Source organism: Anabaena sp. AL09, from assembly GCF_001672255.1.
GTDB classification, from domain to species: domain Bacteria; phylum Cyanobacteriota; class Cyanobacteriia; order Cyanobacteriales; family Nostocaceae; genus Dolichospermum; species Dolichospermum lemmermannii.
Genome location: NZ_LJOQ01000018.1, coordinates 26,908 through 38,711, shown reverse-complemented (window position 1 = coordinate 38,711; position 11,804 = coordinate 26,908). Strand labels below are relative to the sequence as shown.

Here is an 11,804-nt window from a genome sequence, read left to right as displayed (position 1 = left end):
CAGGACGGCTTTATGTTAAAATTTGGTCATAGTCGCCATAGGGCATTGGGAGACTTTAAACGGACATGGAGGGACGATAAGACCACTTGTGACGTGTTCTGGCGAAGTGTCAAGTGTTTCCCCGCACCTTCAGGTCGGTGAGTATGTCAAAAATATTTACTCCTTGCTTTCAGTAGGGAAGTTGAGGAGAAGATTTCTTATCCTCAATTTTTATGTAGGAGCAATACCTTGTCTATTTGTTGGGTTTCCTTGCGTCAACCCAACCTTGTATCTTAGAGGTATGTTAGAGGATAAAAGTTACTGAACTGTTAAGTTACTTTGTTTTTTTTAATCACAATTTTAGCGGAATAAGTGATAATGATCCGGTATAGTTTGTCATGGGTTTTACAGATGTACATCTGTTACCTTACACTCTTGTGAAAGTACCATCATTAAACACATCATTCACTAAAAAAATGAAAAATCAGGGTTTTCATATTTCTCGTTTATCTTTACAAACCAGCCTGACAGCTTTGTTATTAGTTGCTGGTAGTTCTACCCTCATACTTACTCAACTTAAAGCTGGCGCTGCTCCAACTTTAACAGCCCAAGTGCCAGCCAATGGCACTGTCATTTACGTTAACTCTGCCACTGGAAAAGATACTGCCGCTAATGGAACTATAGCAGCCCCCTATAAAACCATCACTTTTGCCCTTTCTAAAGCTACAGCCGGGACAGTTGTTCAGGTTGCCCCTGGGAACTATAGTAAAGATAGTGGTGAAACATTCCCTCTTGTCCTCAATTCTGGAGTGACGCTTCAAGGTAATGAGTCTAACAAGGGTGAGGGAATCTTAATTAGCGGTGGTGGTTATTACACTAGTCGCACTTTTGCCAGACAGGATATTACACTGTTAGCGAATAATAGCACTATTATTACAGGTTTAACTTTTACCAACCCGAATTCACGGGGAACGGCTGTATGGGTAGAATCCAGTAACCCGGTGATCAAAAATAGCACATTTATTAACAGTGTCAGAGAAGGAATTTTTGTGACAGGTACGGGAAATCCCCAAATCGAAAATAACGTCTTTTTGAAAAATAAGGGCAATGGAATTTCTGTAACTAAATCTGCCCAAGGTGTGATTCGTGGCAATTTATTTCAGGATACTGGTTTTGGTGTAGCAATTGGTGGTAGTTCTACACCTTTATTAGAAAGTAACAACATTACCCAAAACACAGACGGTCTTTTTATCTCGGAAACTGCCAAACCTATCCTCCGTAAAAATTCCATTCGCGGTAATAAACGGGATGGTATTGTCGCTACTATTAGTGCAGTTCCTGACCTGGGTACAAGTGAAAATCCTGGTGGCAATCTCATCCGTGATAATGCTCGCTATGATTTGAACAATGCTACTAAAGCCGGCAAAATTGTCGCTATTGGTAACGATATCAACGAGAAGCGGATTTTTGGTGCTGTTGATTTTGTCGCGGCTAAAGTGACTACACCTCCCGATAACAATACTGGAAATACTGGAAATACTGGAAACACTGCTTTTAAAGATGTGCAAACAGGTTACTGGGCAAAAGCTTACATTGAAGCTTTAGCTGCCAAAAATATTATCGCTGGTTTTCCAGATGGTAGTTTTAAACCCAATGAACCTGTAACTCGCGCTCAATTTGCTGCTATCATAAATAAGGCTTTTAAACCTTCAGCAACACGCCAAGCGATTACTTTTAACGATGTCAAAAGCAATTATTGGGCTTATAGCGCCATTCAAACTGCTTCTAGTAGTCCGTTCCTATCTGGTTATCCCGATTTAACTTTTAAGCCAGAACAACAAATTCCTAGAGTGCAAGCCTTGGTGGCTTTAGCTAATGGTTTGGGTTTAACTGCGAATGGTCAGACTGTGATTAACTTCTATACTGATGCTAGTCAAATTCCTAGTTATGCAGTTGGTCCAGTAGCAGCAGCAACTTCACGGCAATTAGTCATTAATTATCCCACTGTTAAAGAGCTTGCACCTAAGCGTCAAGCAACTAGAGCGGAAATTGCGGCTTTTGTATATCAAGCCTTGGTTAATGCTGGTCGTGTTCAAGCAATTAATTCTCCATATCTGGTAACTGGCAAGTAGGCAGGGGGCAGGGGAATATTTATCTTCCCAGTTGCCTCTTGTCTGTCATTTATTCCTGCTGTTTTCCCATTTCCAGAGAAACATCATTAACCCAATTACTCCTAGTTGGATGGCGAAATTAGGCGCTGCTTGTTCTATATCGCGTCCTGCTAGGAGTTGAAAAAAGAAAACGAATGCACCAATAAAGCCGGAAGCACCGACACCAATATAAATAAATTGCCTTAACCCCCGATAGGGTGCGGCTGCTTCGGCTTTGAGACGTTCATATTGTTGGGGGTTGAGATTTTTTGGAGATTTTTGTTCCATCATCAATAAATTATGTTACGATGTTTGACTATGTACGCCGATGTGGCTCAGGGGTAGAGCAACTGATTCGTAATCAGTAGGTCGTGAGTTCAAATCTCATCATCGGCTTTAAGTAATATATACTTTTGTACATTAACAATTTATTTGTCACTGTTAACAGATTAATGTCATTTTTAACTAATTCGTGTCACTGTTAACAAATTAATCGTCCCTAACTATCACAAGCAACACTGTATTTATATAGTGTTTTCAGAGTTAAACCCACGACCTACTGATCTTTCAACCCACCCAGATATTTTTTATTATACTTGCATAAATGTCTTTCAACCCGCCCCACTCCGGGAGGGGTGTTGAAACTCTTCAAAAATTTGTTACCAAAATTTCAGAGATATTTGCTTTCAACCCGCCCCACTCCGGGAGGGGTGTTGAAACAACCTGCTTGTCCTGTGGCTTGCAAATATTGTCATGTCTATATAATACCAGCTTACCAGAAGTAATATTTGAGGATAAAGTAGATTTTGAGGTAAACGAATAAATTTCTCTCAAAGATTTTATGAGTAAATTCGCAGAATTTAGACAGGCAAGATGCCCGTCCCACAAAAGTTTTATTTACACTTTAATAAACCAACGTTTCTGATACATCAAAGCAGCAACACCATACCAAAATAACAGGGTAACAAGTGCAAACAAAAATGAGCCGTTGAAATTTCCTGCCCAAGATGCAAAGATATTTTGGTAAATCCAATTATAGATACTAATAGCGGATTCACCCGTGCCAATTTGGGTTTTTGCCGTGATTTTAATCAGGAATACAGAAGCCACAAAAAGAGCGATCGCATTTAATCCCATGATCTCAAAAGGCTTACTCCAACGTTTAATTAACCTCACTTCTATCAATTCATAACAAGCTGCTAATAACATTAATGCCCAACCAGCGGTAAATAAAACATAGGAACTCGTCCAAATTTTCTTATTAATGGGAAATGCCACATCCCAAATAATTGCAATTACCAAACAACACAAACCAAATAATACTAAATCCATGCTGGTTTGTGAAGTAGCCTGTTTTTTATCTTTGATCCATTGTCCAGTAAAATAACCGGCTAAAACGCTAACTATTGCCGGAATAGTGCTAAAAAGTCCTTCAGGATCTCCCAGGAAATTAAACCCATCACCTTTATATAAATGTGCCTTGGGAATAATTAATCTATCAATAAATGCGCCAAAATTACCTTCTCTCGTTAGCACTCCCGCACCATAATCAGGAACAGGAATATACATCATTGTCAACCAATAAGCAATGAGTAAACCTCCTGCTACTAACCATTGACTTTTGCGAGGTAATTTTAAAACTATTAAAGATGCAAAAAGATAAGTTAAAGCAATCCGTTGTAATACTCCCATCAAGCGGATACTACTTAAATCAAAAGTCCAAACACCTTGATTCCAAAAACCATTTAATACTAAACCCAATATAAACAGAATCGCAGTGCGGCGCAGGATGCGTAAATAAACTGCTTTGGTGGGCTTGTTCTCTGCGGTATATTTTGACAGAGAAAACGTCATAGCCACACCAACAATGAATAAAAAGCAGGGAAATATTAAGTCAGTGGGTGTACAACCGTGCCATTCGGAATGACCGAGGGGACGATAAACATCATCTACAACTCCTGCCATATTAGCAAGAATCATCGCAGCGATGGTAATACCACGAAACACATCAAGGGAACTCAGACGCATAGACGGAATATCTTATTTGAGGATCTCACCTTACTCCTCTTGATGCACTTTATCAAGGAAAATTGATCACTTAAGTTACAGAGTCAATTTTATGACTTAACCACCACAAAAAACACTTATTTAAGAACGAAAAAACTTGAAACTACTGAATCTACCTGAAAAACTTAGTTTATCTTAGTAGATTGACAATGATAAGGTACAAATTTAGTTTAAACTAAGAATTGAATAACTTTGCCTCAAAAATGGAACAACAGAAGCTAGTTCAATCTGGAGAACGACCTACGAGCCTGACAGTTGACATTGACGGCTCGTTGCTTCCGTTTGACAAATTTCGCAAAGCCCAAGAAGAATTGGCAAACATTTTACACGAAGTGGATCAGAATCTTGGTGAAAAAAAGCGCCCATCTGTAAATTGGGTTGTTTCATCGGTCACAAGTGGTAGTGTTCATCTGACAATTCAAGGTATAGCTACTGAGCGTGTAGCAATGGCTGAAATAGCTGAAGTTGTTACTACAGTAGAAAAAGGAATTGCTACTCTTGAGGAATATCCTCAACGGCCACCCTTCTTTTCAGACCGGGCGCTAGAAAGTGCTAAATGTTTAGCTAGTTTAATTGGCAAAGATATATCAACTATTCAGGTAGGAGCTAATTCTAAGAGAGTTAATCTGACACAACACTTGGTTGCAAACGTTGATGAACTTATAGGCGCTCGTTATAAAAGTTTTGGCTCTGTAGAAGGTGTTCTTAACGCCATAGATTTAAGCCAAAAGCCTTTATTCAGAATTTATGATCTACTTACTGGTAAAGGTGTAAAATGCCATTTCATGCCAGGACTTATTGACAAAATCAAGGATGCTCTTGGCAAAAGAGTATCTGTGTACGGTCTTATCCGTTCCAGAGAAGATGGACAAAAAGTTAGTGTAGAAGTTGAAGACATGGAAGTTTTTCCAAATGAGACAGAGCTTCCCAGTATTAAAGATATTATTGGTATTTTAGGAGGCAAAGATTGAAACGTTCATCGAAGCCTCGTCATTACTGGGATTCATGTACTTTTTTAGCTGTGCTTAAAAACGAAGATGATAAAATTGGTGAATGCCTTTCAGTAATGAAAGCGGCTGAAGCTGGTGAAATTATCATCGTTACATCTGCATTAACATTTATAGAAGTTATTAGGCTTGAAAAAGGTAAACCCAAACTTTCCAAGGATGTTGAGGAAAAAATACGTGCTTTTCTCAGGCATGAATGGATTTACATATATGATGTTGACCGTAAAATTGGAGAATTAGCTAGAGATTTAATGTGGCAGCATGAAAGTTTAAAACCTAAAGATGCTACTCATGTAGCAACTGCAATACAGGCTAAAGTTGATGTTTTAGAAACTTTCGATGATGGATTGCTTAAACTATCTGGCACAATAGGCGATCCTCTTTTACGTATTACAAGACCTTATTTCCCAAACCAATTAGAACTTTTTGATGAGATATAGATAAGACTTTAGGATAGACATTTTCAACATTGGTTATAGCACTTAACTATGCTAATAATTATACAGGTATACTATTTAGTGCTAAAAAAATATGTTACTAATGATGAATAATTAGTTAATGTAGATTTATTAAGCAATTATTAATAGCCACCTATGTCTATCAAAGTTGGAGATACCGCACCTAATTTTAGTCTACCTACCCAAAACGGCGAAAATGTTAGCTTGGCAGACTTTCGGGGTAAAAAATCCGTTGTTCTCTATTTTTATCCCAAGGATGATACACCAGGATGTACTATAGAATCTTGCGCTTTTCGAGATCAATATGCAGTATTTCAAGCCGCTGGTGCTGAAGTTATTGGTGTGAGTGGTGACTCTAGCGACTCTCATCAAAAGTTTGCAAATAAATACAATTTGCCTTTTACACTTTTAAGTGATCAAGGTGATAAAGTCCGAAAACAATATGGTGCAACTACCGCTTTTGGTTTTATTCCCGGCCGAGTTACCTATGTGATTGACCAAAATGGTGTGGTTCAGTATGTACTTGATTCCATGTTGAACTTTAAAGGCCACGTTGAAGAAGCATTGAAAACCCTGCAACAACTAGCAGCATAAATTAAGATCCCCGACTTCTCAGAGAAGTCGGGGATCTGAGACTCTCGATAATTAAACTCTAGATTTTTCTGCTACACCAACATGAGCAGATTTGCCATTTTTACCGTTGCCGTTACCGTTATTACGAGGTTGAATTACTCCATAACCGCCGTGATTACGTTCATAAATGACGTTAATCTCTCCACTTTCTGCATTATGAAACATATAAAAGTCATGTCCCACCAGTTGCAGTTGTTCTTGCGCTTCTGCCAATGTCATTGGTGGCATGGAGAAGTATTTGGTGCGAACAACCTCTTGGGGTAATTCAGCGGTGCGATCGCCTATTAAATCCGCTGCAACAGTTTCGGGTGCTACTACTTCGTTAGTTGATATAGGTTGAGTTTTATGATCCTGCCTTTTTTCCTTATATTTCCGTAATTGCCGAGCAATTTTGTCTGCAACTAGGTCAATACTTGCATATAAGCTTTCGCTGCTTTCTTCCGCACGGATAACACTACCATTAGCATAAATAGTTACTTCTGCCGCTTGCTTCGTACTTATTCGGGGATTGCGAGCTACGCTTAAATGGACATCCACTTGATTGGTGATGTTCTGGAAGTGACTAACTGCCTTTTCAATCTTTTGATGCACATATTCACGAATTGCATCAGTGATTTCAATATTTTTACCGTGGATGACAAGCTTCATGTAAACTCTCCCGCTCAATATTATATGTGATGTTTTCAGTTAGGAATAGAAATTGCGGTAAGGCCTATCACTGCCACCAGCATAAATCGCCACCTATCCCTAAGACATTGCCTTTTAGCATTTTTAACACTTCTTACATCGTCATGTTTGCGCTACTTATCGTCTTGTTTCCAACTGTTTACCAAGGAATTGGCTGTTTGAAGCAAAACTATTGAATTAGGCCTTTTGAGATATATTTCTTTTAAACGCCTAGTTCTATGGAACTTTACCAAAATAGGAGTGCTTGCCCTTTTCTTGTCCCCCAGTCTTGTTCACTATTGTATAGAGAATACAACCATTTTGGGAAATTTGATCCTGATTGATACAAATAAATTTTTAAGTTGCCATCAGTCAGTAAATTAGCTGGTATTGTCTTAGCTTATTGCTCTTCTCCCAACGCCCATTCAGGTTATATATTCAAACTAGCACCTTGTGGTTTATAAAATATATTTCCTTGACGTTCCTTTAAGATCCTTTGCATAGCTTGACATTTGTTCGTTATATTTTGGCAAATAAGACCTATTCACTGATGATTCCTAGCACTCAATTGAACCCGTACCGTTGTTTACTATATAATTTTGGCGTAATGCCTTATGAAACTGCTCATCAGTGGCAGCGATCGCTCGTTGCAGAACGCATTCACAATCCAGAACTAGATGATGTCTTAATTCTACTAGAACATCCCCCGGTCTACACCTTGGGGACAGCAGCAAATCCAGAATTTATTAAATTTAATCTTGACAAAAGTGATTATGATGTGCATCGCATTGAAAGAGGCGGCGAAGTTACCTATCATTGTCCCGGACAATTGGTAGGTTATCCCATTTTAAACTTACGCCGTTATCGTCAAGACTTGCATTGGTACTTGCGTCAACTTGAGGAAGTATTAATTCGCGTTTTAGCAAATTACGACTTGAAAGGAGAACGGATTCCTGGTTTTACCGGAGTTTGGCTAGAAGGATACAAAATTGCTGCCATCGGCATAAAAGTGAGTAAATGGATTACCATGCACGGTTTCTCCTTAAATGTTTGTCCAGACATGACAGGATTTAAACAAATTATCCCCTGTGGCATTATTGATAAACCAGTCAGCAGTTTAGCCGCATCGATTCCTGACATTACCTGTAACCAAGTCCGTCCTTTTGTCAATCAATGTTTTGCAGAAGTATTTGGTGTGGAATTTGAGGTTGATAAATCTCCGACTAGCACTAAAAATTAAAAATTAAAAATTAAAAAAGCAGATTACACAAGCTTTTGTCAAATTTTTAATGGTTGATTGACTTACGCCGTTGTGTACTAGCTGCAAAAATCTTTACAATAAAAAAGAATAGCAATCAAACATAATACAAATTAAAAATCATGGGAATATTCGGATTTGGCAAAAAGTCAGCCATACCTACACCTGAGCAAGCCTTACCAGGACGCGCAGAAGTAATGCGAGTATCAGTACAACATTATGTTAATAAAAATCGTCTTCAAGCACCTTTTCCCCAAGGCTTAGAAACCGCCATGTTTGGTTTAGGCTGTTTTTGGGGAGCAGAACGCAAATTTTGGCAACAAGAAGGAGTTTACACCACTGCGGTAGGATATGCGGCTGGTTACACCCCCAACCCCACCTATCAAGAAGTCTGTAGTGGCATGACCGGTCACAATGAAGTAGTATTAGTTGTATTTGACCCCAAAATCATTACTTATTCCCAACTGTTGAAAGTGTTCTGGGAAAGTCACAACCCCACCCAAGGAATGCGTCAAGGGAATGATGCTGGTACTCAATACCGTTCAGGAATTTACGTTTATTCACAAGAGCAAAAAGAACTAGCAACAGCATCACAGAACGCTTATCAACCAGCCCTCAGCAGTGCTGGGTATGGCAAAATTACCACAGAAATTTTAGATGCACCAGAATTTTATTATGCTGAAGAATACCATCAGCAATATTTAGCCAAAAACCCCGGTGGTTATTGTGGTTTAGGTGGTACTAACGTAGCTTGTCCCGTAGGTATTCCTGAAGCACAAGTTAGTTAGAACCATAGAAATCAACATCGTATCGTAGGTTGGGTTGACGCAAGGAAACCCAACAAAATCCTCGATCATCTTGGGTTTTGTTATGTCAAAAACACTAGAATTCACATTTTCTCTTACTTTAAATACTATGTCCTTACTCAAAACCTCGCTCACAGGCTTAAAAGCAGACTCATTCCGTCATCCTCTGGACTTGGAAGCCACCAAAACTCTCAAACAAATTCCCGGTTTAGATATGATGGTGCGAAATTTGCTCGGTCCCATGGCCGAACAGGTTTTCTATGTGGAAAATATCGCTTCTAGTATTTTGGTAGGAGAAAAACAACTTCCTGATTTACACAAGTTACTGTTAGAAGCTTGTCAAATTCTGGATATTGATCCACCTCAGTTATATGTGCGTCAACACCCAGCCCCTAACGCTTACACCTTTGCCATGCGAGGTAAGCAGCCTTTTGTGGTCATTCATACATCCTTGATTGAAATCCTCACCCCTGAAGAAATACAGGCTGTAATTGCCCATGAATTAGGTCATCTTAAATGTGATCATAGCGTGTATTTAACACCTGTGAATTTATTGATTTTAGCTGCTGCCATTGTCCCAAATGTCGGTGCTGTTTTGGCTCAAGCTATCCAGTCACAATTATTAGAATGGGTCCGCTGTGCTGAGTTTACCTGCGATCGCGCCGCTTTGTTAGCTACCCAAAATCCGAAAGTTGTCATGTCAGTATTAATGAAGTTAGCCGGCGGTTCTCCTACTTTAGCGCCTCAACTCAATTTAGAGGCCTTTGTTGACCAAGCTCGTGCCTATGATGACATTAGTAAAACGGAATTGGGAGAAATGGTCAAATCCGCCCGTACAGCCCAATTAAGCCATCCTGTCCCCGTATTACGAGCGAAGGAAATTGACCGTTGGGCAGGTAGTCAAGAGTACCAAAAATTAGTGCAAAATCACGGTATTAATTACAAAAGTGAAACTATATCTCAAGGTGGATGGAGGAATTGGTAGATTTTGCTAGAGTCAATCAAGATATGAATTCTTTATCAGCGATTAATTTATTTGGATATGAACAACTAGCAAAAGAGCATCTTTCCCAGATGGCTTTTGATTATTACAGCAGTGGTGCATGGGATGAAGTGACGTTGCGGGATAATCTCGCTGCTTTTACAAGAGTGAAACTTCGTCCGAAAATGTTAGTTGATGTTAGTAAAATTAACCTCACTACCCAGGTTTTAGGGGAATCTTTGCAATTACCCCTATTAATCGCACCCATGGCTTTTCAATGTCTGGCTGATCCAGAAGGAGAAATTGCTACAGCCTTAGCTGCGGCTGATGCAGGTGTGGGCATGGTGTTGAGTACCCTTGCTACCAAGAGTTTAGAAGAAGTTGCCACAGTTGCCAAAGGTTTGCAATGGTTTCAGCTTTACATCCATAAAGATCAGGGTTTAACTCAGGCTTTGGTGCAACGAGCATACACCGCAGGATACAAAGCAATTTGTCTGACGGTAGATGCTCCTATGTTGGGAAAAAGAGAACGAGATCAGCGCAATGAGTTCACTTTACCTCCTGGCTTACATCCCGCTAATTTAACTAATATCTCTGGTTTGGACATTCCCCAAGCACCAGGAGAATCTGGTTTATTGACTTATTTTGCTCAACAAATTAACCCCGCAGTCACTTGGAAGGATTTGGAATGGTTACAATCTCTGAGTCCCCTACCTTTGGTAGTGAAAGGAATTTTACGGGCTGATGATGCTGTGCGAGCTGTAGAATATGGAGCGCAAGCAATTGTAGTTTCTAATCACGGTGGTAGACAATTAGATGGAGCGATCGCTTCTTTGGATGCTTTACCTGATATTATCGCCGCAGTAGACGGTAAAGCCGAAGTCCTATTGGATGGTGGTATCCGTCGGGGTACAGATATCCTCAAAGCCTTAGCTTACGGTGCTAAAGCCGTACTCATTGGCCGACCTGTATTATGGGGATTAGCGGTAGCTGGAAAAATTGGCGTATCTCACATCATTTCCCTATTACAAGATGAGTTAAATTTGGCAATGGCTCTGAGTGGTTGTGCCAGTTTGGGAGATATTGATTCTAGTTTGGTGAGCCAATTACCAAAAAATTTCTAAATTAAATCTAATTACCTCTTGCCAAACTAAAAAAAATAGGCTATACTTGTAAAAGTGACACCCAAGGGCGGGTGGCGGAATTGGTAGACGCACCGCACTCAAAATGCGGCGGCCGTGAGGTCATAGGAGTTCGATTCTCCTCCTGCCCATTTAGAAAAATAAATTCGAGTCACAGATACGAAATAATGTCTGTGACTGGTTTCTCGTGAATATTTCTTTGCTTAATACAGCGGTTTCCGCTCTTATGATGTACAAAGGTGGTGCGGGCATCTTAGCCGCTAGATATGTACCTCATAGCACCGGGAAGTGCTGTATAATTCCGAAATTAAGTAGGGATTGCTGAATAAAGCTAAAACCTCTATAAATCAAGAGATTCAGCAATATAAAAGGTGATAATGGTGCAAGGAATTAGGCTAGTTCCCACTAGTAGGTTTGAAGGAATACTACACCGATTCTCATGGCGTAATGATTGAGAATCCTAAGTTTCTCCGTGAAGGATTGAGAATCCTAAGTTTCTGCGTATTGGAGAAAAGGTTCTTAAACGTTCACAACGCCGTGTTTCCAGAAAAGTCAAAGGTTCAAAAAATCGGGGCAAAGCTAGATAGGTTTTAGGAAAACGCCACCTCAAAATAAGTAGGAAACGTCAAGACCATGCTGTGAAATTAGCACGGTCG

Annotated in this window: 11 protein-coding genes, 2 tRNA genes and 1 pseudogene; 11 read left to right on the top strand and 3 right to left on the bottom strand. The window is 39.7% G+C overall.

Going from position 1 to position 11,804, the window contains the following annotated elements; genetic code table 11:
* Positions 1–455 precede the first annotated feature (455 nt).
* Entirely contained in the window at positions 456–2,111 is a 1,656-nt protein-coding gene (locus tag AN490_RS03320; protein WP_299999914.1) for a DUF1565 domain-containing protein, read from the top strand.
* Between the two features lie 45 nt (positions 2,112–2,156).
* On the opposite strand, the gene AN490_RS03315 is transcribed toward AN490_RS03320, so the two are convergent.
* A complete protein-coding gene (locus AN490_RS03315) occupies positions 2,157–2,420 on the bottom strand; it encodes a DUF3493 domain-containing protein (protein WP_299999912.1) in 264 nt (87 codons plus the stop codon).
* Between the two features lie 33 nt (positions 2,421–2,453).
* Between AN490_RS03315 and AN490_RS03310 the strand changes: the two genes are divergently transcribed.
* Positions 2,454–2,525 (top strand) — tRNA-Thr (locus tag AN490_RS03310).
* Between the two features lie 501 nt (positions 2,526–3,026).
* Here AN490_RS03310 and AN490_RS03305 read toward each other — a convergent pair.
* Entirely contained in the window at positions 3,027–4,157 is a 1,131-nt protein-coding gene (locus AN490_RS03305) for an acyltransferase family protein (RefSeq protein WP_299999910.1), read from the bottom strand.
* 242 nt (positions 4,158–4,399) lie between these two features.
* On the opposite strand from AN490_RS03305, the gene AN490_RS03300 reads away from it, so the two are divergent.
* The 3 genes from AN490_RS03300 (at position 4,400) to AN490_RS03290 (ending at position 6,255) form a co-directional block, all read left to right on the top strand.
* Entirely contained in the window at positions 4,400–5,167 is a 768-nt protein-coding gene (locus tag AN490_RS03300; RefSeq protein ID WP_299999908.1) for a hypothetical protein, read from the top strand.
* On the top strand, positions 5,164–5,643 hold the full coding sequence (locus AN490_RS03295; protein ID WP_299999906.1) for a PIN domain-containing protein: 480 nt from the start codon (positions 5,164–5,166) through the stop codon (positions 5,641–5,643). Before AN490_RS03300 ends, AN490_RS03295 begins: the two co-directional genes overlap by 4 nt.
* A 153-nt stretch (positions 5,644–5,796) precedes the next feature.
* On the top strand, positions 5,797–6,255 hold the full coding sequence (locus AN490_RS03290; protein ID WP_299999904.1) for a peroxiredoxin: 459 nt from the start codon (positions 5,797–5,799) through the stop codon (positions 6,253–6,255).
* Between the two features lie 51 nt (positions 6,256–6,306).
* On the opposite strand, the gene raiA is transcribed toward AN490_RS03290, so the two are convergent.
* Entirely contained in the window at positions 6,307–6,942 is a 636-nt protein-coding gene (gene raiA, locus AN490_RS03285) for a ribosome-associated translation inhibitor RaiA (protein WP_015080529.1), read from the bottom strand.
* Positions 6,943–7,510: 568 nt separating this feature from the next.
* Here raiA and lipB point away from each other — a divergent pair.
* From lipB to AN490_RS03255, 6 genes and pseudogenes are all read left to right on the top strand, one after another.
* Positions 7,511–8,200 (top strand): lipoyl(octanoyl) transferase LipB, encoded by a 690-nt coding sequence (gene lipB / locus AN490_RS03280; protein ID WP_299999918.1) that lies wholly within the window; start codon positions 7,511–7,513, stop codon positions 8,198–8,200.
* 140 nt (positions 8,201–8,340) lie between these two features.
* Positions 8,341–9,006, top strand: a complete 666-nt coding sequence (msrA, locus tag AN490_RS03275; protein ID WP_299999902.1) for a peptide-methionine (S)-S-oxide reductase MsrA — start codon at positions 8,341–8,343, stop codon at positions 9,004–9,006.
* Between the two features lie 127 nt (positions 9,007–9,133).
* The gene (locus tag AN490_RS03270) at positions 9,134–10,009 is read left to right on the top strand and encodes a M48 family metallopeptidase (protein ID WP_299999916.1); all 876 of its coding nucleotides are present in this window, start codon (positions 9,134–9,136) and stop codon (positions 10,007–10,009) included.
* A gap of 23 nt (positions 10,010–10,032) precedes the next feature.
* Entirely contained in the window at positions 10,033–11,130 is a 1,098-nt protein-coding gene (locus AN490_RS03265) for an alpha-hydroxy acid oxidase (protein ID WP_168632409.1), read from the top strand.
* Positions 11,131–11,195: 65 nt separating this feature from the next.
* A tRNA-Leu gene (locus AN490_RS03260) sits at positions 11,196–11,279 on the top strand.
* A 277-nt stretch (positions 11,280–11,556) separates the two neighbouring features.
* A pseudogene (locus tag AN490_RS03255) lies at positions 11,557–11,801 on the top strand (hypothetical protein); the annotation flags it as partial.
* Positions 11,802–11,804 lie beyond the last annotated feature (3 nt).

What these genes read in the sequence shown, in the direction of transcription:
- AN490_RS03305 (WP_299999910.1), bottom strand. Translation starts at nt 4,157, where the DNA reads ATGCGTCTGAGTTCCCTTGATGTGTTTCGTGGTATTACCATCGCTGCG.
- AN490_RS03290 (WP_299999904.1), top strand. Translation starts at nt 5,797, where the DNA reads ATGTCTATCAAAGTTGGAGATACCGCACCTAATTTTAGTCTACCTACC.
- AN490_RS03270 (WP_299999916.1), top strand. Translation starts at nt 9,134, where the DNA reads ATGTCCTTACTCAAAACCTCGCTCACAGGCTTAAAAGCAGACTCATTC.
- AN490_RS03300 (WP_299999908.1), top strand. Translation starts at nt 4,400, where the DNA reads ATGGAACAACAGAAGCTAGTTCAATCTGGAGAACGACCTACGAGCCTG.
- lipB (WP_299999918.1), top strand. Translation starts at nt 7,511, where the DNA reads ATGATTCCTAGCACTCAATTGAACCCGTACCGTTGTTTACTATATAAT.
- AN490_RS03265 (WP_168632409.1), top strand. Translation starts at nt 10,033, where the DNA reads ATGAATTCTTTATCAGCGATTAATTTATTTGGATATGAACAACTAGCA.
- raiA (WP_015080529.1), bottom strand. Translation starts at nt 6,942, where the DNA reads ATGAAGCTTGTCATCCACGGTAAAAATATTGAAATCACTGATGCAATT.
- msrA (WP_299999902.1), top strand. Translation starts at nt 8,341, where the DNA reads ATGGGAATATTCGGATTTGGCAAAAAGTCAGCCATACCTACACCTGAG.
- AN490_RS03320 (WP_299999914.1), top strand. Translation starts at nt 456, where the DNA reads ATGAAAAATCAGGGTTTTCATATTTCTCGTTTATCTTTACAAACCAGC.
- AN490_RS03315 (WP_299999912.1), bottom strand. Translation starts at nt 2,420, where the DNA reads ATGATGGAACAAAAATCTCCAAAAAATCTCAACCCCCAACAATATGAA.